General features: G+C 59.5%; 16 protein-coding genes. 5 read left to right on the forward strand and 11 right to left on the reverse strand.

Annotated elements, in window-relative coordinates; all coding sequences use genetic code 11:
* The first annotated feature begins 39 nt into the window (after window positions 1–39).
* Both KBY02_RS02910 and KBY02_RS02915 read left to right on the forward strand, forming a co-directional pair.
* Window positions 40–699 (forward strand): TetR family transcriptional regulator, encoded by a 660-nt coding sequence (locus tag KBY02_RS02910; protein WP_003406317.1) that lies wholly within the window; start codon window positions 40–42, stop codon window positions 697–699.
* Between the two features lie 479 nt (window positions 700–1,178).
* Window positions 1,179–2,312 (forward strand): DUF3396 domain-containing protein, encoded by a 1,134-nt coding sequence (locus tag KBY02_RS02915; RefSeq protein WP_058399063.1) that lies wholly within the window; start codon window positions 1,179–1,181, stop codon window positions 2,310–2,312.
* A gap of 14 nt (window positions 2,313–2,326) precedes the next feature.
* Here the strand turns inward: KBY02_RS02915 and KBY02_RS02920 are convergent, their stop codons facing one another.
* Both KBY02_RS02920 and KBY02_RS02925 read right to left on the reverse strand, forming a co-directional pair.
* Window positions 2,327–3,823: an MDR family MFS transporter gene (locus KBY02_RS02920; protein ID WP_003406314.1), complete on the reverse strand. Its 1,497-nt coding sequence runs from the start codon at window positions 3,821–3,823 to the stop codon at window positions 2,327–2,329.
* A 127-nt stretch (window positions 3,824–3,950) separates the two neighbouring features.
* The gene (locus tag KBY02_RS02925) at window positions 3,951–4,121 is read right to left on the reverse strand and encodes a hypothetical protein (RefSeq protein WP_162885101.1); all 171 of its coding nucleotides are present in this window, start codon (window positions 4,119–4,121) and stop codon (window positions 3,951–3,953) included.
* A gap of 164 nt (window positions 4,122–4,285) precedes the next feature.
* Here KBY02_RS02925 and KBY02_RS02930 point away from each other — a divergent pair, with 164 nt between their 5' ends.
* Window positions 4,286–4,525 carry a hypothetical protein gene (locus tag KBY02_RS02930; protein WP_003406313.1) on the forward strand — a complete coding sequence of 80 codons (240 nt, stop codon included), beginning with the start codon at window positions 4,286–4,288 and terminating at the stop codon, window positions 4,523–4,525.
* Here KBY02_RS02930 and KBY02_RS02935 read toward each other — a convergent pair whose 3' ends face one another.
* The 9 genes from KBY02_RS02935 to bglX all read right to left on the reverse strand — a co-directional run bounded on the left by KBY02_RS02935 (window position 4,526) and on the right by bglX (window position 19,230).
* Window positions 4,526–5,149, reverse strand: a complete 624-nt coding sequence (locus KBY02_RS02935; RefSeq protein WP_003406312.1) for a flavin reductase family protein — start codon at window positions 5,147–5,149, stop codon at window positions 4,526–4,528.
* Between the two features lie 145 nt (window positions 5,150–5,294).
* Window positions 5,295–5,612 carry a hypothetical protein gene (locus KBY02_RS02940; RefSeq protein WP_011268785.1) on the reverse strand — a complete coding sequence of 106 codons (318 nt, stop codon included), beginning with the start codon at window positions 5,610–5,612 and terminating at the stop codon, window positions 5,295–5,297.
* Window positions 5,613–6,204: 592 nt separating this feature from the next.
* Entirely contained in the window at window positions 6,205–7,530 is a 1,326-nt protein-coding gene (locus KBY02_RS02945) for an MFS transporter (protein ID WP_003363806.1), read from the reverse strand.
* 215 nt (window positions 7,531–7,745) lie between these two features.
* Window positions 7,746–9,293: a J domain-containing protein gene (locus KBY02_RS02950; RefSeq protein ID WP_058399064.1), complete on the reverse strand. Its 1,548-nt coding sequence runs from the start codon at window positions 9,291–9,293 to the stop codon at window positions 7,746–7,748.
* Window positions 9,290–10,984: a molecular chaperone HscC gene (locus tag KBY02_RS02955; RefSeq protein ID WP_024641538.1), complete on the reverse strand. Its 1,695-nt coding sequence runs from the start codon at window positions 10,982–10,984 to the stop codon at window positions 9,290–9,292. The genes KBY02_RS02950 and KBY02_RS02955 overlap by 4 nt, the downstream gene beginning before the upstream one ends.
* Before the next feature lie 166 nt (window positions 10,985–11,150).
* Window positions 11,151–13,541, reverse strand: a complete 2,391-nt coding sequence (locus tag KBY02_RS02960; RefSeq protein ID WP_225649784.1) for a PAS domain-containing protein — start codon at window positions 13,539–13,541, stop codon at window positions 11,151–11,153.
* 223 nt (window positions 13,542–13,764) lie between these two features.
* Window positions 13,765–15,099: a sigma-54-dependent transcriptional regulator gene (locus tag KBY02_RS02965; RefSeq protein WP_104684516.1), complete on the reverse strand. Its 1,335-nt coding sequence runs from the start codon at window positions 15,097–15,099 to the stop codon at window positions 13,765–13,767.
* Window positions 15,100–15,105: 6 nt separating this feature from the next.
* Complete coding sequence (locus KBY02_RS02970; RefSeq protein ID WP_225649785.1) at window positions 15,106–16,863, reverse strand: ATP-binding protein; 1,758 nt, start codon at window positions 16,861–16,863, stop codon at window positions 15,106–15,108.
* Between the two features lie 69 nt (window positions 16,864–16,932).
* A complete protein-coding gene (bglX, locus tag KBY02_RS02975) occupies window positions 16,933–19,230 on the reverse strand; it encodes a beta-glucosidase BglX (RefSeq protein ID WP_003406263.1) in 2,298 nt (765 codons plus the stop codon).
* Window positions 19,231–19,560: 330 nt separating this feature from the next.
* Here bglX and KBY02_RS02980 point away from each other — a divergent pair, with 330 nt between their 5' ends.
* A complete protein-coding gene (locus KBY02_RS02980) occupies window positions 19,561–20,244 on the forward strand; it encodes a TPM domain-containing protein (protein WP_032625929.1) in 684 nt (227 codons plus the stop codon).
* A gap of 25 nt (window positions 20,245–20,269) precedes the next feature.
* Entirely contained in the window at window positions 20,270–20,887 is a 618-nt protein-coding gene (locus KBY02_RS02985; protein WP_003406246.1) for a TPM domain-containing protein, read from the forward strand.
* Window positions 20,888–20,937 lie beyond the last annotated feature (50 nt).

Consider the following 20,937-nt stretch of genomic DNA (forward strand, 5'->3'; position numbering starts at 1 on the left):
GACGCGTGCCTGAGGTGAATTTTTTGAGGTCTTATTGCCATGGTTCGTCGCACCAAAGAGGAAGCTCAGATCACTCGCAGCCAGATTCTGGAGGCTGCCGAGCAGGCTTTTTATGAGCGAGGCGTCGCCCGCACCACGCTGGCCGACATTGCAACCCTTGCCGGTGTGACGCGAGGCGCCATCTATTGGCACTTTAACAATAAGGCCGATCTGGTGCAGGCCATGCTCGACAGTCTTCAGGAACCCCTCGACGAAATGGCGCAGGCCAGTCAGAGCGAGGAAGAGGAAGACCCGCTGGGCTGCATGAGAAATCTGTTGATTCACCTGTTTCATGAGCTCGCACTGGACCCGAAAACCCGTCGCATCAATGAAATCCTGTTTCACAAGTGCGAGTTTACCGACGAGATGTGTGATTTTCGTCGTCAGCGCCAGGACAATGCCATACAGTGCCACGATCGGATCACCCTGGGGCTGAACAATGCCGTACGCCAGGGGCAGCTACCCAAAAGGCTGGACACCGCGCGCGCTGCAGTGGCCCTGTTTGCTTACGTCAACGGCATCATCTATCAATGGCTGCTGGTTCCGGACAGCTTCTCGCTGCCTGCAGAGGCCGAGCAACTGGTCGACGTGTGCCTGGACATGCTGCGTTTCAGCCCGACGTTGCTGATCGATAATAACCGCTCGACAGTGGGTGCCTGACTGAACATGACCGGCGGGGCACCCGCCGGTTCCGCCTGCCAGCGACGCTGTGCAGAGCCTGACTCCGATTCGTGCCTCTTATAGAGTGTGTTTACCGATCGTTTGCCGGTATTCATTGATTGCGCCCACCGTGCAGGTATCAGCGAGCGTTGATCTGACAAGATATTGTAGGAAGCAGGTAGGACATTTCCTGATACATGTAGCTGATTTCCCAAAGTAAATTCCGAGTATTGCCCCGCAGGAAAACTCCCTTCACTCTTCGCCTCCTGAAAGAATCAGAAGAGAGGAAGGTTGCATGTTTTTGCCGAATCTTGCGCCTATGTGCCTTGAAATCATCGCCAGTTACGCTGATGTCCACTCGAGCTGGCAGGGCCATGGCTACCCAATGAGTGGGGACATTTCCGGCGTGACCGAAACCTGCGAAGGGCATGCAGGTACGCGCAAAAACCTGACCCCCGCGACTGATGGGAGGGCGGGGCATGTCGGACACTGCAACTGACGCTGTGAGGTTATTGGCCAGGGTTACGCAACAGTCCGAACGCGTGGCCATGGATTCCGTGTTGGGCACACCGGTCATACGGTTGGGATTGATCACTACGCTGTATTTTCGCAATGGCCACACCGTGGAGATGAAGCGTCGCGTCGAAGCCTGTTTTTCGCGCTTTTACGATGCGTTCAAAACCAGGCTCAAATGGCAACTCTTCAAACGCATGCGCCGCCTGAGTGGCTCCGGTTTCGCCTCGACCCGGCGTCAGATTGTCGAGAGTCCGCCAGACGAGCAGTTCATCTGGTCTATCGCCAGCGCCACTCAGGCTGAAGTCGCCACCTATAGCCTGTTCGTGATGAACACCTCAGAGGGGCAGGCCGAAAACGATCGATCGTGTCTGAAAATGGTTCTGCCCTGGTCATACCTGACCGAGCCCGACGGCTTGAAACATTACGAGGAGTGGATCAGGTACCTCAGCAGCGAACTGCAGGCCGAGCACGGTTTTGGTGGTCTTGCTTGTGTGTTGCCTTGCGATGGCCATCAGTATTTGCCGTGGGAATTCCGGCTTGCTCAGGATTTTAGCGGGCTGATGGTCGACCCCGGCCCGCACATTGAAAGCCTGCGTCTGCTGGACCGCATCAAGGGCGTCAGCTGGTACACCGTGCTCGGTGATGCGTTCGTCAGGCAGTTGGGGGGCAGCGACAAAATGCGCGGCGAGATGAGTGCGCACAGTGAGATCGTTTTTCACACCTATCGCAACGGCCTGATCATTCGCGCCGGCGAGGTGCCTGAGCTGGGCGGGCGAGGGCTGCCGCCGCCAAAGCCTTATGTGACGGTCAACAGGATGATCAAACCGATTCGCCTGCAGGACACCGGCAATCTTCATCCCTACCTGGCTCCCGGAATCGGTTTTACCGATGAAACCACTGCGCAGTGGTATGCGCGATTCGATGAAAAGCCGCTGCCGCCGGTCTATGCCGGGCAAGCATGCCCTCGCTCAGGCAGCTGGTTCAGCAGCGCACAGTCCGGTTCGCGTCGGCACTTCGACGAGGGTGAACTGATGCCTGCGTTTGCTCATATAAAGAGCAAGAAAACGCAATGGTTCTGGGCCGGGTTGCCTTCCTGAGCCGGAAAGGCCGATCAGTCCCGTCCTCGCAATAATGTATTGGGCATCACTGCGGCTGCCGCAAGACCGAGCAGCGAAATGGCCGCGCTGGTGATCAGCAGGTTTCTGAAGGTCACTGCCAGTTCGGTGCGCAGGGTTTCCAGCGCGGGGCCGGTTGCCGCGTTCAGACTGTCGAGCAGGACGTTGCCGGAGCTGCCTTCGCTACCCAGCGCTCCTGCGCCGAGTTGGCCGACCCCGGTGTGCTGCAACATGGCCAACAGCAGCGCCGACATCAGTGCCACGCCCACTGCACCACCCAGTGAGCGGAACAGATTGGTCGTGCTGGTCGCCACGCCCATATCCCGGGGCTGAACCGAATTCTGAGTGCCGACCAATGACGTGGGGAACTGCATGCCGGTAGCAACACCGGTGAGGACCATGAACAGGCTCATGACTATCAACGATTGCGGGGGCGTGAAGGCCATGCCCAGAATCGCAACCGGCATCAGCAGTGCACCGGTCAGGATCAGCGGCTTGTAGCGCCCGGTATGCGCGGTGCGTCGCCCGGCGAAATAGGCACCCATCGGCATGCCGATAGCCAGTGGAAGCAAGTGCAGGGCGGCGCTGTCTGCTCCGCCGCCGGTGACGGTCTGGTAACGCAGCGGCATCAGGACAATCAGGGAGATGGCCTGAAAACTGGTGAAGAACACGGTGCACCAGCACAGCACGGCGCTCTTGTTGGTGAACAGATGCATGGGCAGCAACGGTTCGGCAGTGCGACGTTCGTACCAGACGAAAATGGCCAGCGTCAGCAGGGCCGTGCCCAGTAACAACTGAACCTCGGCATCGCCCAGGCCATGCCCCTGGCCAATTTCGGTAATCCCCAACAGCAGCGCTGTCAGACCGATGATCATCAGCACGGTACCCAGGTAATCGATGATCGGCTTGCGCTGCGGCACCGGCAGGCCAACCAGGGTCCGATACGCGACGATCAGCGCAGCGGCCCCCAATGGCAGATTGATCAGGAACACCCAGCGCCAGGACAGGTATTCAGTCATCAGGCCGCCAAGCACCGGCCCGGCGACGCTGGCCACGGCGTACATGCTGCTGAAATAACCCTGATAGCGGCCACGTTCGCGAGGTGGAACGATGTCGGCGATGATCGCCTGGCTGACCGAAACCATCCCGCCCGCGCCGATGCCTTGCAGGACGCGCGCCAGGACCAGTTGTTCCATGCTCTGCGCCAGGCCACAGAACAGTGACGCCAGGGTAAAAATCCCCAGCCCGAACAGCATCAGTTTACGTCGCCCGTAAAGATCGCCGAGTTTGCCGTAGATCGGCACGGCCACGGTCAGCGACACCATGTAGGCGGATATGACCCAGGCCAGTAGATCGATGTCTCTGAACTGGGCAGAGATGGCGGGCATCGAGACCGCGACGATGGTTTGGTCCAGCGCGCTGAGCAGGACTGCCATCATCAACGCAAACAGGATGCTGCGGATGGCCGGAGGCGTTTGATTAAGACTGGTCAAGGCAAAACCTGATGGCAGTGTTGACCCGCCGCAAGTGTGGCGGGAGAGTCTGGCCAGTCTAATCCGATAGCTTGCTAATCGATAGCTGCCTTTGCGCAATGGCGATGCAATTCACGCTGTGCGCGCCTCATCGCAAGGCGCTGAAGGTTGCATCGGTTGGCACGCAATGGCCAAACGTACAGCTGGAGACATAGGGGGCCTGGCGCGCCAGTTCGTTACGATAGGCACCGGCGCCGTATACAGCCAATACCGCCAGAGCACCTGCGACAACCATGCACTTTCTTGTTATTGCTTTCATGACGCACTCCTTACCTCGGCTACAGAGCAGTTTGAAAGGACTGATTAGAGTGTAGGACAAGGTTGGGTTTTGCGTCGGCTGCCTTATCGCTGCATGCCGCGTGTCGGACGAGCCGAAAGACGCGCTAGAATTCGCGCTTTGACGTATTGGCAGGGTTGAGAGACATGGCACGCAAGGAATACAACGGGTTTGAAGTGGTCTCGGCAGTGATGCCGTCCGAGCAGGGTTATAACGCGGCGATTGCCGTAAAGGCGCTGGGCGCCGGCGGCGCACCGCGCTTCCATGCGCTGCTGCCGGACCAGAAATTCAAGACCGCCGATGATGCCGACCTGGCCGCTGTGCAAGAGCTGCAGCGGCTGGTCGATATTGATGCAGAGGGCGAACCGGTCTGGGCTGACGCCTGATCAGGCGCCTGGGCGGAACATCTTGAATAGCGCTTCCGGGCCGAGCTGGAAGTAATCCGCCGGGCCGCCGCCGCGCAGAATCGGCTCGGCGGCGGCGGTATCGTAAACGCCGTCCTTGAGCAGTGACTTGTCGATGTGCACCGCCACCACCTCGCCGAGAATCAACCAGCTGGGCACCAGTTCCTTGTCGGCGCGTTGCAATTGAATGATCTGCGTGACCTTGCACTCGAACGACACTGGCGTTTCGAGTACGCGCGGCACCGATACGATCTGCGAGGCCAGTGGTGTCAGGTTTGCCAGCTCGAATTCGCTGACGTCCGGCGCCACCGGTGCGCAGCTCTGGTTCATGGCTTCGGCCAGCGAGCGGGTCGCCAGGTTCCAGACGAACTCGCCGGTCTGCTCGATATTATTGAGGCTGTCTTTGCGGCCCACGCTGCAGAACCCGATAATCGGCGGCACGTAGTTGAACGCATTGAAGAAGCTGTAAGGTGCCAGGTTGAGTTTGCCGTTGGCATCCTGCGACGAAATCCAGCCAATCGGGCGTGGGCCTACAATCGCGTTGAACGGGTCGTGCGGCAGGCCGTGACCCTTGGATGGCTCGTAGGAGTGAATAGCGTCTGACATGCTCGGTTCCTGATGGGCTCAATAGTGGATGTCAGCATAGTGCTGCGCATTTGCAGAGGATGCCAGAGGGGCGTGTGTGTTTCATCCTGAGCCAGACATGAAGAAGCCCGACATCGGCCGGGCTTTGGGGGTGTTGCGTGAGCGATCAGCCCAGACGATTGGCGCCTACGCGATCTGCACCGTCTGCAGCAAGACGATTGGCACCGACGTGGTCTGCACCATCGGCAGCCTGACGGTTGGCACCGACGCGGTCTGCGCCATCAGCGGCGAGACGGTTGGCACCGACGTGATCTGCGCCGTCAGCCGATACGCGGATCGAGCCTACGTTAGTGTGTTTGGTACCGCCTTCAGCAACGAGGGTGGCGCTGGACAGGTCGCTTTGAACGTGGGTGGCTGGAAGTGCAAATGCGCTGGAAGCCAGAACGGAGATAGCCAGGCCAAAGATCAGTGTGTTGGTTTTCATGATGATGTCTCCAATGAGTGTCGGGTGAGTTGTCATCCCGGTATGGAGGCAATGCTACGCGCCAGCGGATTATTAAGAAGTTAATAGGATTGCTAGCGATCATCGCTGAAAATGATAGTTGTCTGTAATGCTCTGGTTTCGGGCCTTGCAGGCGGTGTTGCATTATTGTGGTGCAATTCCTGAAAAGTCTTGTAATAAAGGCTCTTGACAAATTTAAAGTTCAGTTTATTCAAGCAGTTATTGCTGAAATTCGGCTAAATAACGCACCGCCCTGTAACACTCTGTTGCAGGTCCCGGATGTAATTGATTGTTTTGGAGCGGCTGATGTATCAATGCGGGCGATGCTATTGATCGTTGTAAGTGAGCCTGAATGACTCTTCTGCCTGCGCGGAGTCCTCAGCGTTATACACACGTCTCGATAAGCCCAAAAAATGGAGTGAACGGGGCGGCGATCCCCATTGCTCATGAAGAGTCAGTCATAACGCTCTATTTCTGGAGGCTGTACCGGCCTCTTCGCGAGCAAGCTCGCTCCCACGAGATCTGTATATAACGATGAGAGCGGAGCCTGGGCACGAGAATCGTCGCAATCCGATCAGTCAGTTTCGATACGCGAGTGTTTGCGGGTGTCTTTCATGAACACATACACCAGCAGCGAGCAGGCAATACAGGCAGTGACGTACCAGTAGTAACCGGTTTCCATCCCGATGCTCTTGAACCACAGCGCGATGTATTCCGCAGTGCCGCCGAAGATCGATACCGTCAGGGCGTAAGGCAGACCGACGCCCAGCGCACGGATCTCGGTCGGAAACAGCTCGGCCTTCACCACTGCGTTGATCGAGGTATAGCCGCTGACAATGATCAATGCCGCCATGATCAGGAAGAACGCACCCCACCATGTCTGAATGGTATGCAGCGTGGTCAGGATCGGTACGGTACACAGCGTTCCCAGTACGCCGAACGCGATCAGGATCGGACGACGCCCGACCTTGTCGGACAGCGCACCAACGACCGGCTGCAACAGCATGAACAGAAACAGTGTCGCCGCTGATATCGACGTCGAGTCGGTGATGCTCATGCCGACGGTGTTGACCAGATACTTCTGCATGTAAGTGGTGTAGGTGTAGAAAGCCAGCGTCCCGCCCATGGTCAGACCGACGACGGTCATCAGTTCCTTGGGATGACGCATCAGCGTGCGCATCAGGCTTTCCTTGGGTTTTTCCTTCTTCTTGCGCGTGAACGACTCGGTTTCTTCCATGCCGCGACGCAGGAACAGCGCGACGATTGCGCACAGGGCGCCGATGACGAACGGGATGCGCCAGCCCCAGGCATACAGCTGCTCGGTGGTCAGCGTCTGCTGCAGAACGATCAGCACGCCCAGCGCGATGAGCTGGCCGGAAATCAGCGTGACGTACTGAAAGCTGGAGAAGAAGCCACGACGTTCCTTGGTGGCCATTTCGCTGAGGTAGGTGGCGGACGTGCCGTATTCACCGCCGACAGACAGGCCCTGCAGCAAGCGGGCGAACACCAGCAGGATCGGAGCACCGACGCCGATGCTTTCATAGCCCGGTGTCAGGGCAATGATCAGCGAGCCGAAGCACATCAGCAGCACCGAGGCCATCAGTGCAGCCTTGCGGCCTTTATAGTCGGCGTACAGCCCCATCAGCCAGCCACCGATGGGCCGCATCAGAAAGCCGACGGCAAAAATCGCGGCGGTGTTGAGCAACTGGGCAGTGGTGTCGCCCTTGGGAAAGAAGGCTTTGGCGAAGTACAGCGAGAAGGCGGCGTAGACGTACCAGTCGTACCACTCGACCATGTTGCCGACCGAGCCACTGAAAATCGATTTGAGACGGCTGGAGGTGGTTTTCTGGCCAGCGGCAGTAGCAGCCGACCCATGAGAGGCGGGATTGGAGGTTTCCATGGTGTTCCTTGTTTTCATTATTTTTGGAAGGAGGCATTCGATGCCCTGCCCGTTACATAGCAGGAGCTGTGCCAGACCATGAAGGCTTGTTCTAGAGCGGTAGGACGACTTTGATGAGCAAGAATCCGCTTATCTGCCCGATTGGGATAAGCGGATTCTTGCCGATGGGAGCGCTCGCCGTAGGGTGTTCTGGTCGATTGCCGACAGAAGACCGCTCAAGCGCTCAGTTTAGAGGAGATCAACAGCGCCGCCATGACGATGCTCAGCGTGCCGATGATCACCATGACTGTGTGCCTTGCATAAAACTGCCGAATCTTCTGCCGGGCAGGCGCCGTCTGAAACAGGTAGCGATAAGGCGACAGGGCGACCCACAGCACCGCCAGCAGCAGATAAGCCAGCAGCGTGCGCGGGCCGTCAAGCACGTGGACAAGGCCCAGAAACAAAAACGGAAGGCCATGCCGCAAGACCAGCGCCTGGGCACCGGGCCAGCTCAGCACCTTGGGCAGTAACTTGCTGCTCAGCCAGGCATCGGCAGGCTCTGCGAGAACCATCAGCGGACGCCATACGCAGATGAAGATGAAAAAGCCGACGGTTGTCCACAGCGATGTCAGGAACAGCGCGACGACCCGCGTTCCCGGATTGTATTCCACCCCTTCAGGCGCTAGCGGAGGGGCCAGCAACGCCAGCAGAAAAGCGCCGATGTAGACCCAGATGAGCGGCGTGAAATCGCTCTGCTCACGCATGAGTTTCCAGGCGTTCAGGTCTGCTTCGGGGTAGCGCTTGAGGATGTCGGGGTAGTGGACGGTCAACTGCTCCTGAATATGCGCGCAGGCGTTCCACACCGAGGCGTCTTGCTTGACCGCGGTACGGATCCGCGCGGCCAGACGTGGCGGCTTGAACATCAAGTGCGCGGCCTTGCCTTCGGCAGTGCTCGGTTTGGCGTCGAGCAGGCGTTGCAGATGCTCGGCGTACTCCACTTCTTCGTATCGATGGCGCAGCGCCTGCCAGAGGTCTTCCGGGCCGGGGTGAAGGTTTTGCTGCAGGTTCCAGCCAAATACCGCGCGCGTCTGTTCCAGCAGGTCAGAGGTCACAGGGTGGCTGGCAATCAGCAACACCATGCACCTGCATTGCAAATGCTCGCGACGCTCCAGCTCTGTCAGCCAGGGCTGTTGCTCCAGCGTCTGAAGTTCTTCAATGAAGCGTGCATGCTGCCCGCTCTCGATGAGTGCGCTGAACGCTTCGAACGCCTCGCGCAATATCGCCTCGGCCAAGGCGTGCTGCTGGTAGCTGCTGATGTGAATGCTTTGCCATACCGTCAGCCAGCGTAGATGCTGAAATGCGGCTTTGATCAACTCGACGCGACGCGCCGAGTCGTTCAGGCACTCCAGCAGCAACAGTTGTTGAAAGCGCTCGGCCTGTCCATGCTCCATGGCGAGCTGCTGTTGCTCGAGCAGGTTCTGTGCAGTGGTTTGCCTGACCTGTTGAAGCCAGTCCATGCCATCGGGCTGCTCGATAACGGTCGTTGTCGGAAGCGGTGCAGGCGAGGGCTCAGGCAAGGGCTGGCGCAGCATGACAGGCTGGTCGTCTTCATCTGCGCGTGATCGTGCCCGCTGCAGCGCCTCTTCATAGGCATCACGCAGATTCTGGAAGGCTACCGGGTCTTCATCAGGACGGTTGACCTTCAGTAACCGGGCATATTGGCGTTTGATGCTGCGCTCGTCGGCATCGTTATTCAGCTCAAGTACTGACCAACAGTCGATCATCTTGCGCCCTGCTCGAACGTGTCGACTTCCTGTTTGAGTTGCTTGCGAATTTCGCTGATCTGCCGCTCGTCCTGCGTCTCCAGCACATGCTGGAACTGGGTGGTCCAGTGATCGATAAGTTCTCGATCGCTGCCCAGGCATTCCTGATACAGGCGTTCAAGTCTGGCGATCAGATGAGTGTTGGCCTGTTGTTCGCGCGGATGGACTTTGAGTGCTTCGAGTACCTGAAGGCGCTCCTGTATTTCATCAGGCGTCATCACGCCAGGGTTGTTTTCGATGACCAGCTTGTGACGTTCCCCGGTCAGCTGTGTCATCACGTCGGCCTCCAGCAGGCCGTTATTGTCATAGGTAAAACGCACATCCAGCGCCACTTCGCCGGCCTTCGCCTTGGGGATCGGGATAATGAGCTCGCCCAGGGCGATGTTGTCCTTGACCATACGGCTTTCGCCTTGAAAGATCCGCACCATAACGTGCTCTTGATCATCACTGACGGTCTGCACTGTTTTTACCCGGCTGACCGGTACGACGCTATTGCGTTCGATAATGGGCAGGTAGTGACCGCTTTCATAGCGATTGCCAACTTGCGTGATGGTCTCGATCCCCAGCGTGTAAGGGCACACATCGGTGAGGACGATCTCTTCCAGCGCTGCATCCCGGTGCTTGAGTGCCGCCTGCACCGCTGCGCCCTGAGCGACGATTTCATCGGGATTGAGAGCAATGGAAGGGAAGCGCCCGAACAGGCTCGCGGCAAGCTTGCGGATCAACGGCATGCGCGTCGTGCCGCCCACCAGCAGAATCTCATCCAGATCGGCGACGCGTATCCGCGCGTCTCGAAGCGCACGCTCGGCCGGCGCGCGAAGGCGGTTGAGCAGGGGCGCATAAAAATCGCTCATCTGCTCTTGAGTAATGGTCTTTCGCCATTCCCTGTCGGCGTGACGCAATACGAAGTCGGCACTTGCGTCCTGGCCCAAAGCCCTGCGCACCCGCTCGGCTTCGCGCCGCAAGGCCGGGGCAATCAGCTCCGTTGACGGGAAGTCCGGCTCATCGCGGTGCAGGTTCACAAAGTGCTCGACCATGACCTGATCGAAATCTTCACCCCCCAGAAAGTTGTCGCCCGCGCTGGCACGTACTTCCATCACGCCGTCGAAAAGTTCGAGGATCGAGATGTCGAAGGTCCCGCCACCCAGATCGAAGACCAGAAACGAGGTTTCGCCTTCCTTCTGGTGAAGGCCATACGCAAGTGCCGCCGCTGTCGGCTCGTTGATGAGCTTCTCGACCTTGAGGCCCGCCAGCTCTCCGGCAATACGCGTGGCTTTACGCTGAGCGTCGCTGAAATAGGCCGGAACGCTGATCACCGCTTCCGTGACCGGCTCGCCAAACGCGCGCTCGACATCAGCCTTCAGGCTTTTGAGCACCAGCGAGGACAGCTCTTCGGGGCGGTAAGTAGCAGAGCCGAGGCGAATTTCCTGGGCGCTGCCCATGTAGCGCTTGAACAGGGCGGCGGTTTTTTCCGGGTGGGTCTGCAGGCGTTCGCGGGCTGCCTTGCCGACCAGAATCTGCCCGTCGTCGTCCAGCCCGACAACGCTGGGGGTAAGTGTTTCTCCCAATGCGTTGGTCACCAGCTCGCTGCTGCCGTCGCGCCATACAGCCACCAGGCTGTTGGTGGTGCCCAGATCAATACCGACGATCATCTCGAAAATGCTCCCTGCTCTAAGAGTGTTGCGATGTTTTGCGTGATTCTGAATCAAGGCAACCGGTGTTGTCTTGGTTTTATGCGTCGGAAGTGCCGGGATTCACTCATGCGTATCAGGCATCAGTGAATCCGCTGGCGTGATGAATTGATGCGAATCCATCCCCTCAGTGTTCGCCGCTACGACTCACCGCCTTGTGCAGAATCGCCGCCAGATCGTCTCTGGAGTAGGGTTTCTGCAACAGGTCGAAGCGCTGTGTTTCGTCCTGAGCGATCGTCGCGAACTCAGTGCTGTACCCGGTAGTAAGAACCACCGGCATCCACGGATAGCGCGCTTCGATTTCGGCGTACAGTTCCAGGCCGCTCATGCCCGGCATTGCGATATCCGAGAACACGACATGAAAGTTTTCCGGGTTGCCGGAAAGCTCTTTCAGCGCTTCGGCGGCACTGCTTACCCAGAGCACCTGAAAGCCCAGTTGCTCAAGCATGGGGCGGGTATAGGTGCCGATGTCCTGATTGTCCTCGACCATCAGCACGCACAGCCCGGGCAATGGGGTGAGGGTGTGGCGATGGTCTTCCTGGACGACTTCGTGATTCTGTGCGCTGGGCAGGCACAGCGTGAAGCGGCTGCCTTTGCCCAGCTCGCTTTCAACCAGCACTTCACCACCCGACTGTTTGGCAAAACCGAATACCTGCGACAACCCCAGCCCGGTGCCCTGGCCGACACTCTTGGTGGTATAGAACGGTTCGAAGATCAGCCCCAGCTTCTCCTTGGCAATACCGGCGCCGGTATCGGTCAGCGATACCCTTACATAGTCACCCTCTATATAGTCACCCTCGCCGAGTGAAGCGGGTTGATCGTCGGCAGGACAGGCAGCGCATTCAACCTTGATGACCAGCCGCCCCGCGCCGGACATCGCATCGCGGGCGTTGACCACCATGTTGACCAGCGCAGTATCGAACTGGCTGCCATCGGCGAAGATGAAGCACGGCTCGGCAGGCAGGTCGATGCTGACCTGAATCCGCGCGCCGGTCAGCGTGTCCATCATCTCGCCAATGCGCGCCACGCTTTTGCACACATCGAACACTTCCGGCTGCAAGGCCTGACGGCGGGCAAACGCCAGCAACTGTCCGGTCAGGCGCGCGGCCCGGTCCACCGTGCTGGAAATGGCTTCGACGTATTTGACGCGACGATGCTCTTCGAGGTTTGGCGACTTCAGCAGGTCGCTGCAGGAGCGGATCACCGTTAACAGATTATTGAAGTCATGCGCTACGCCGCCGGTAAGTTGGCCAATGGCTTCCAGCTTCTGCGCCTGATGCAGGGCGTCCTGTGAAAGCCGCAGCGCTTCATTGGCCTCTTCCTCGGCCTGAATGTCACGGCCGACGGCATGGATGAATTGCTTGTCCGGCACGGCCGTCCAGGAGATGGTCCGGTACGAGCCGTCCTGATGGCGATAGCGATTCTTGAAGTGCGGGATGGTGCGGCCGTTCTCCAGCCCGCTCATGGCGGCCAGCGTACTGTCCACGTCCTCAGGGTGCACCAGTGCCAGAAACTGGCTGTCGAGCAGTTGTTCTTCCGACCAGCCGAGGGCTTGCGTCCATGCCGGATTGACTGCCGAGATGATCCCGTCGAACTGCGCCACCAGCATCAGGTCGGTCGACAGCCGCCAGATGCGATCACGGTCCTGGGTGCGTTCGACCACGCGCTGCTCGAGCGTCTCGTTGAGCGACAGCAGGGCTTCTTCAGCGTCTCTGAGCTGGGTCATGTCCCTGGACACACAGAGGATCTTCTCCGGTTTGCCATCCTTGCCGAAAATCGGGCTGACCTGCACGTGCCACCACTTGGTGGTGCCGGCCAGGGTTCGCGCCGAGCCCGTAAAACTGGCGTTCTGACCCGCTCTGGCCGCTTCGACTGCCGCGATGGCGTCCAGATTGCCCTGTTCCTGCCAGAAGTCAGGCCAGGGGCAGCCGCGAATCGCGTTGAAATCGCTGACCTCCATGATCCGCTGACCGCCCTCACTCATGAAGGTCAGGCGCGAGTCCAGGTCCAGCACCTTGATGCAGTCGTTGATGCTCGACAGCACACGGTCCGTGAACGCTTCGTTTTCCGACTGACGTGCTTCAGCCATGACCTGCAAGGTGGTCTCGTTGACACGGCAGAACACGCCCTCGATCAGGCCGCTATCGCCATACAGCGGCGAGTAGGACAGCGACCACCAGGTCTGCTCGGGCTTGCCATTGCGCACGATGGTGCGCTGAATATTGTCGGAGCGGCGGCTTTGTCCGGCCAGTGCCAGCTCGGCGAGCGGCCGCACGGCTTCCCAGGCATCGCCCCAGACCGAGGCAATGGGCTGCCCCTGCGCCTGTGCTGCCGCGATGGGCAGGACCTGAGCGTAAGCGTCATTGAAAAACAGGGTGTAGTCCGGGCCCCAGAGCAGGTACATGCTGTCAGGGCAATTGAGCATCAGATTCATTGAAGACAGTAGCGCTGCGGGCCATGCTTGCTTAGGTCCCAGCGCGGACGTCGACCAGTCCGTCTCTCGGATAAACCGACCCATTTCGCCGCCTCCCAATGGGAGGTCGAGGGGAGTATTCACGGTAGAAAATGCCCCATCTTTCGGACTGTCAAAGTGAGCTGAATGCCATGCGGGCATGATGTCATTATGCCTCATAAGTATCCAGCCATCACGACCTCATATAGCCGTGAACAGTATGCAGACCCGGCGCTGCAGGAAATGTTCGGTTATCGCCGGAACAAGCTGTACGGAATCTGCGCAGCCCTCATTCGAGGAACGTTTCGCGTACCAGAGCATGGCGCTGCATCTTCTCGTTCAGCGTCCTTCGAGGCAGTTGCAGCTCATTGAGCACCGCCTTGATGTCGCCTTTATGACGGGCCAGCGAAGCGCGCAGGCATTGTGCTTCGAAGGCTTCCTGACGCGCCGCCAATGAATGTCCCTGCCATTGAGTATCAGGTTGCGGCAGGGCCTGCTCCAGACCCAGCGCCTGCCGCTCGGCGGCATTGGCCAGCTCGCGCACGTTGCCAGGCCAGTCATGGCCGAGCAACTGGCTCAGGCGCGCTGCATCCAGCGCGGGCGCCTCCCGGCCCACGCGTTCGGCGGCGGCGCGGGCGAAGTGGCTGAACAGTTGCGCGATGTCTTCAAGACGCTCGCGCAGCGGCGGCAGGCGCAGTTCGGCAACATTGAGGCGGTAGGCCAGATCTTCGCGGAAGCGCCCGGCACGCGCTTCTTCGAGAAGGTCAGGCTTGGTCGCGGCAATGATTCGCAGGTCGACGTCGATACTCTGATTCGAGCCCAGCCGCTCAAGGCGCTTGTCCTGCAGAACGCGCAGCAGCTTGACCTGCTGTGCCATCGGCATGCTCTCGATTTCATCAAGGAACACCGTGCCGCCGTCGGCATACTCCAGACGACCGATGCGCTTGCCCTGTGCACCGGTGAAGGCGCCGCTCTCGTGGCCGAACAGCTCGGCTTCGAACAGGTGCTCCGGGATGGCCGCGCAGTTGAGTGCAACAAAAGGTCTGGCGGCGCGCGGTCCGAAATCATGCAGGCAGCGAGCGACCAGTTCCTTGCCGCTGCCGGTTTCCCCGCGAATGATCACATTGACCGGCAGTTGCGCCAGTTCCAGCACCTGGCGGCGCAGTGTCTGCATGCCGGGCGATACGCCGAGCAGCGTGGCGTCCAGGCGGGTTCTGGCATCGGCCTGCTCATGCAGGCGGCGGTTTTCCAGCACCAACTGGCGTTTCTCGAGGGCGCGCCGCAGGTTGCTGATCAGGGTTTCCGGGCTGAAGGGTTTTTCCAGAAAGTCATAGGCCCCTTCGCGCATCGCTTCCACAGCCATCGGCACATCGCCATGACCGGTCAGGAGGATGACCGGCAGGTCGCGGTCTGCGCCTTGCAACCGGGTCAGTAGCTCCAGACCGCTCATGCCTGGCATGCGCACATCGGTCAGCACGACGCCCGGGAAGTGTTCCGGTAGGTGCGCCAGGCACTCTTCGGCGCGGGCGAAGACTTGCACCTCGAACCCCGACAGCGTCAGCCATTGTTCGACGGCTTGCCGAATGGGCGCCTCGTCGTCTACCACGATGACCGAATTCAACATGCCGGGTCAGGCCTCCAGAAAGTCGTTGGGCAGGCTGAACCAGAATTCGGCGCCGTCCGCATGGTTTTGCGCCGTCAGTTGTCCGCCCAGTTCATGAATGATGGCGTACGACACCGCCAGGCCAAGGCCCAGACCATCGCCTACCGGTTTGGTGGTGAAGAACGGATCGAAAATGCTGGGCAGATTTTCCGCAGCGATCCCGCTTCCGTTGTCCCTGACGCTGAGCCGCCACTGATTGTCGAGGGCGTCGATACGCACTTCAAGGCGCCTGGAGCGGCACTCGCGCATGGCGTCCAGTGCATTGCGCAGCAGGTTTATCAGCACCTGCTCCAGGCGGATGGCGTCGCCGCGCACCCATGCCGGGCGTGCCAGATGCAGGATGCAGTCGACGTGTTCCTCGCGCAGGCGCGGGTCGAGCAACAGCAAGGCCTGATCGACCACCGTGGCCAGGTCCAGCCTCTCGCGCAGGCCGCTGGGGCTCTTGCGTGCGAAGGTCTTCAAATGGCTGGTCAAGGCGGCCATACGTGTCAGTTGCTGATCGACGGGAACCAGCGCTTTGCAGGCTTCATCGATGCGGCCTTGATCGAGCAGCAGTCGCAGGGTTGCCAGTTGCATGCGCTGGGCGGTCAGCGGCTGGTTGATTTCGTGGGCCAGCGCTGCCGACATCTGCCCCAGCGCCGCGAGTTTGGCCGACTGCACCAGACCGTCCTGCGCGGTGTGCAGATCGCGTGTGCGCTCTTGCACCAGGCGCTCCAGTTCATCCCGGTTGCGCTCCCTCAATCGCGCCAGTCGCCAGCGCTGATAGAGAAACAGGCTCAGAAATACCAGCGCCAGCCAGATGCCTGCGGCGGCCAGGCCTGCGTTGCGCACATCCTCGCTGGACGCGGGCGGCTTGCGCAACAGGTGCAGGGTCCAGTTCTCGTCCGCAAGGGGCAGCGACTGCCAGAGATAGTCCGTGGTGCCGTCCGGGCCGTCGACACGGCTCAAATGGCTGTTTTCGCTGAAGCTGTCGATGACCCGGCTGCGCAGCGGTGACAATACCTGCTTGTCGTACTGGCGGGTGCGCAACAGGGTGGCACGGTCTTCCACCGAGATCGGCAGCAGCTCGCGATAGCGCCAGCCTGGTTGATTGGCGATAAACACGATGCCTTTCTCATCGCTGACCAGCAGCAGGTCGCCGCCCTTATCCCACTCCTGCTCGAGGCTGGGGAACTCCAGCTTGACGACCATCGCCCCCATGAACCCACCGGTATCATTCAACACCGCGCTGGACAGAAAGTACCCCGGAATTCCGGTGGTCACCCCGACCGCATAAAAGCGCCCGGTACCCTTGGCGCGGGTCTGCAGGAAGTAGGGTCGAAAAGCGTAGTTGTGACCGACATAGCTGTTGGGCGTGCGCCAGTTGCTCGCGCCAATCGCCAGACCCTGCAGGTCGAGCAACTCCAGCGTCGACGAATGAGCCGCGTTGTTGATTTTTTCCAGCTTGAGGTTGAGTGCGTTCTGTACTTCACCGGTTACCGGGCCGCTCAGCGCGGCTCGAATTTCCGGGTCCAGCGCCAGCACGGAGGGCAGGGCGCGGTAGCGCTCGATCAGGGTGTGCAGGGTATTGGCATACAGTGCCAGTTGTCCTTCGGCACGCGCGGCATCTTCAGACATTGCGTGACGCTGCGCCTGACGCATCGCGAGCCCGGCGCACAGGGCTGCACCGGCCAGAATCAGCAGCACGTACAGGGTAATGCGCCAGTAGCGATGCTTGAGCGTCATGTCGCAGCCTGATCGGACCCTGTTGGCGCGTTCCCGAGCGACTGCTCACGAACGCGTCATGCGCAGGGGTTACAACAGATTGAAGGTCGCTTCTTTCACAGCTTCGGAGTCCAGGCCGATCATGACCTTGAATTCGCCAGGTTCCGCCACGTGCTTGAGCTCGGTGTTGTAGAACTTCAGGTCGTCTTCACTGAGGGTGAAGGTCACGACTTTTTCTTCTCCGGGCTCAAGCATCACTTTTTCGAAGTTTTTCAGTTCCTTTACCGGACGGCTGATCGACGCCGCTACGTCATGCAGATACAGCTGCACAACGGTAGCACCGGCAACCTTGCCGGTATTCTTCACGGTCACGCTGGCAGTGAGCTTGCCTTTGCGCGTCATGCTGGCGTCCGACAACGTGATGTCCGAGACGTCGAACTGGGTGTAGCTCAGACCATAACCGAACGGGAACAGCGGGCCATTGGGCTCCTCGAAATAGTGCGAGGTGTAGTTGCCTGGCTTGCCTTCGTGATACGGACGGCCGGTGTTCAGGTGCGCATAGTAGACCGGCAGTTGACCGATCGAGCGCGGAAATGTCATGGCCAGCTTGCCCGACGGGTTGTAGTCGCCGAACAGTACGTCAGCCACTGCATTGCCGCCTTCGGTGCCCGGGAACCAGGTTTCGAGCATGGCGTCGGCCTGTTCCTGTTCGTCGACCAGAACCAGCGGACGGCCATTCATCAGCACCAGCACCAGTGGTTTGCCAGTGGCCTTGAGCGCCTTGATCAGGTCGCGCTGTTTGCCCGGAATGTTCAGGCTGCTGCGGCTGGCCGATTCATGCGACATGCCGCGCGACTCACCGACCACGGCAACGATCACATCGGCCTGCTCGGCGACCTTGACCGCTTCGTCGATCATTTCCTGCGCCGGACGCGGGTCGATCTCTACTTCCTTCTCCATGAAGTTCAGGTAGTTGAGGACGTGTTCATTGTCACTGACGTTGGCACCGCGTGCGTAAACCAGCTTGGCCTTGTCGCCGACCGCGTTGGCCAGCCCTTCATACACTGTCACCGACTGGTTGGGACGACCGGCTGCCGACCAGCTGCCGAGCATGTCGAGGTGACTTTGCGCCAGTCCGCCGATCACCGCGATGGTGCCTTGCTTCTTGAGTGGCAATGTCTCGTTCTGGTTTTTCAGCAGCACCAGCGTCTTGCGCGCCACATCGCGAGCTTCGGCACGGTGCAGGCGGTCATCCGCATAGGTGTCGGCAGGGTCATCGGCGGCAACGCCGATGCGACCGTAAGGCGAGGCGAACAGGCCCATGTCGTACTTGGCACCCAGCACTTCACGCACGGCGCTGTCGATTTCCTTCATGGAAACCTCGCCGTCTTTCACCAGCCCGGGCAACTGCTCGCCATAGGCCGCGTCGTTCATGCTCAGGTCGACGCCCGCCTTGATAGCCAGCTTGGCGGCCTCGCGGAAATCCTTGGCCACGCCGTGGTCGATCAGCTCCTTGAGCGCGCCGTGGTCACTGATGGTCACGCCCTTGAAGCCCCAGTCCTTGCGCAACAGGTCCTGCATCAGCCATTTGTTGGAGGTCGACGGGACGCCGTTGATCGAGTTGAGCGCGACCATGATGCCGCCGGCGCCGGCATCGATGCCGGCCTTGTACGGCGGCAGGTAGTCCTGGTACATGCGCGTCATGCTCATGTCCACGGTGTTGTAGTCGCGCCCGCCTTCTACCGCGCCATACAGGGCGAAGTGTTTGACGGCGGCCATGATGCTGTCATTGGCTGCGACGTTCTTGCCCTGGAAGGACCTGACCATCACATCGGAAATGCGTGACACCAGGTAGGTGTCTTCACCGAAGCCTTCGGAGCTGCGGCCCCAGCGAGGGTCGCGGGAAATATCCACCATGGGCGCGAAGGTCATGTCGATACTGTCGGCACTGGCTTCTTTGGCCGAGACCCGGCCCATCGTCGCGATGGCGTCCATGTCCCAGCTGGCGGCCATGCCCAGGCTGATCGGGAAAATCGTGCGATGACCGTGAATCACGTCGTAGGCAAAAAACATCGGAATTTTCAGACGGCTTTTGGCGACTGCGGCTTCCTGCAGCGGACGATTTTCCGAACGGGTAATGGAGTTGAACGTACCGCCGATTCGTCCGGCGGCAATTTCCTTGAGAATTTGCGGCTGTGGCATTTCCGAACTGATACTGATGAGTCGCAACTGACCGATCTTTTCGTCCAGAGTCATTTGTTTCATGAGTTTGCCGATGAAGGCATTCTTGGCCTGAAGCGTTGTATTGTCCGTGGCGGCAGCGGTCTGGGCCATCACCGACTGACTGGCCATACCGACCAGCAAACCTAATAAACACAGCTTATTCATGAATGATTTCTCAAGGCTTTTGTCAGTAACTCGCGTTTAATGTCCGACAGCCAGTTTTTGGGTTATGGACCTTTGGCGTTATGGTTCGTACGTGATGCAAGGATAGTTGCTATCCGCTTGACTGTACGAAGTCTCCCCAGGGTGTGTACGAAAATGGCGGTTTGATTGATTTTCGTACAGACCCTGTTCGATCAAATAGTGAACGCACCAGGTGTTGGCGGTGGATTATGCCGGGGAACTTGTGTTTTGGCTAAGGCGTGTCGTTTCAATGGATTCAAAAAAACACCGGAGGTCTGGATTTTGAAGTCTGTTTCACAGTGGATGCTGTACATGGTGATGCTGTTGGGAGGGGTATTGCGGGCCGAGGCAGAGCCATCAGCACTGGTTTTTCCGCCGATGACCGGCAGTGTGGTGGATGCCGCACAGATGCTCGACAGCCAGACTACGGTTCGTCTGGCCAGACTTCTGAGCGCCCATGAAAAGGCGACCGGGGAGCGGGTAGTGGTGGTGACCCTCGCTGATCTGCAGGGCACGAGCATCGAAGAGTTCGGCTCTCGACTCGGCGACGCCTGGGGCCTGGGGCTGCATGGCAAGGATGACAGTGTTCTGCTGGTGGTCTATCGCGACAAGCGCAAGGTGTTCATGGAGGTCGGCGGTGCGCTGAAGGACCGTCTCAACGACGCCCAGGCGTCTCTGATCATCGACATGCTGATGACCCCCGAGTTTGACGACAACCGGTTTGCCGTCGGCATAGAGCGCGGTACGCGCGCGGTCATCGCGGCATTGGGTGGGCAGATACCCGATTATCCCGAGCCGACAGGGCAGATGTCCGACTATGACGAGCAGCCCGATGACGACCAGGTCTGGCTGATCGGTATCGTGTTGACCCTCATCGTGCTGGGGATTGTAATCATGAGTGTCAGACGGGGCGGCGCCACCCGGCCCGCACGTGAAAGAGTCGCCGATCGCAGTGGCGGACGCTTCGGCGGTGGCGGTGCTTCAGGCAACTGGTAGTTGATTGATTCGGAATGAGGGAACCATGGCTTTACTGAACAAAGACGAACAGCGGCAGGTTGCCGAAGCGATTGACCGCGTCGAGCAGCGCACTGACGCCGAGCTGGTCACGGTACTGGCCGCTCGCGCTGACGACTATGCCTACATGCCGTTGATCTGGGCCGGGCTGATCGGCCTGCTGCTGCCGGGCACGATCAACTACTGCCTTCAATGGTTGAGCGCGGACGAGTTGATGCTCGCGCAGATGAGTACGTTCATTATTGTCGCGCTGGTGTGTCGCTTGTCGAAGGTCTCCGCGTTGCTGGTGCCGCTTTCGGTGCGGCGCTGGCGGGCCGGGAATCTCGCGCGTCGGCAGTTTCTCGAGCAGAACCTGCACAAGACCCACGACGGAACCGGCATTCTGGTGTTTGTCAGCGAGGCCGAACGGTATGTCGAAATCCTGGTTGACCATGGCATTGCCAGTCGTCTGCACAACGACACCTGGAAGGCGATGGTTGACGTGTTTACCCAGCAGGTCAGAGACGGACAGACCTTGCAGGGGTTTCTCGGGTGTATCCATGCCTGTGGCGAGCTGCTTGCCGATCATGTACCAGTGACTCACGGCAGGAATGAATTGCCGAATCGGCTGGTGGTGCTGGGGTAACAACAAAAGGCAGGTGTCGATATGGATCAACGCCTGCCTTTATATTGAAG

Source organism: Pseudomonas sp. P129 (assembly GCF_020312195.1).
Taxonomy (GTDB): domain Bacteria; phylum Pseudomonadota; class Gammaproteobacteria; order Pseudomonadales; family Pseudomonadaceae; genus Aquipseudomonas; species Aquipseudomonas fragariae.

Excerpts from the sequence above, each read along its gene's own strand:
- KBY02_RS02910 (WP_003406317.1), top strand. The coding sequence starts at position 40 with ATGGTTCGTCGCACCAAAGAGGAAGCTCAGATCACTCGCAGCCAGATT.
- KBY02_RS02915 (WP_058399063.1), top strand. The coding sequence starts at position 1,179 with ATGTCGGACACTGCAACTGACGCTGTGAGGTTATTGGCCAGGGTTACG.
- KBY02_RS02925 (WP_162885101.1), bottom strand. The coding sequence starts at position 4,121 with ATGAAAGCAATAACAAGAAAGTGCATGGTTGTCGCAGGTGCTCTGGCG.
- KBY02_RS02930 (WP_003406313.1), top strand. The coding sequence starts at position 4,286 with ATGGCACGCAAGGAATACAACGGGTTTGAAGTGGTCTCGGCAGTGATG.
- KBY02_RS02935 (WP_003406312.1), bottom strand. The coding sequence starts at position 5,149 with ATGTCAGACGCTATTCACTCCTACGAGCCATCCAAGGGTCACGGCCTG.
- KBY02_RS02940 (WP_011268785.1), bottom strand. The coding sequence starts at position 5,612 with ATGAAAACCAACACACTGATCTTTGGCCTGGCTATCTCCGTTCTGGCT.
- KBY02_RS02945 (WP_003363806.1), bottom strand. The coding sequence starts at position 7,530 with ATGGAAACCTCCAATCCCGCCTCTCATGGGTCGGCTGCTACTGCCGCT.
- KBY02_RS02950 (WP_058399064.1), bottom strand. The coding sequence starts at position 9,293 with ATGATCGACTGTTGGTCAGTACTTGAGCTGAATAACGATGCCGACGAG.
- KBY02_RS02955 (WP_024641538.1), bottom strand. The coding sequence starts at position 10,984 with ATGATCGTCGGTATTGATCTGGGCACCACCAACAGCCTGGTGGCTGTA.
- KBY02_RS02960 (WP_225649784.1), bottom strand. The coding sequence starts at position 13,541 with ATGGGTCGGTTTATCCGAGAGACGGACTGGTCGACGTCCGCGCTGGGA.
- KBY02_RS02965 (WP_104684516.1), bottom strand. The coding sequence starts at position 15,099 with ATGTTGAATTCGGTCATCGTGGTAGACGACGAGGCGCCCATTCGGCAA.
- KBY02_RS02970 (WP_225649785.1), bottom strand. The coding sequence starts at position 16,863 with ATGACGCTCAAGCATCGCTACTGGCGCATTACCCTGTACGTGCTGCTG.
- bglX (WP_003406263.1), bottom strand. The coding sequence starts at position 19,230 with ATGAATAAGCTGTGTTTATTAGGTTTGCTGGTCGGTATGGCCAGTCAG.
- KBY02_RS02980 (WP_032625929.1), top strand. The coding sequence starts at position 19,561 with ATGGTGATGCTGTTGGGAGGGGTATTGCGGGCCGAGGCAGAGCCATCA.
- KBY02_RS02985 (WP_003406246.1), top strand. The coding sequence starts at position 20,270 with ATGGCTTTACTGAACAAAGACGAACAGCGGCAGGTTGCCGAAGCGATT.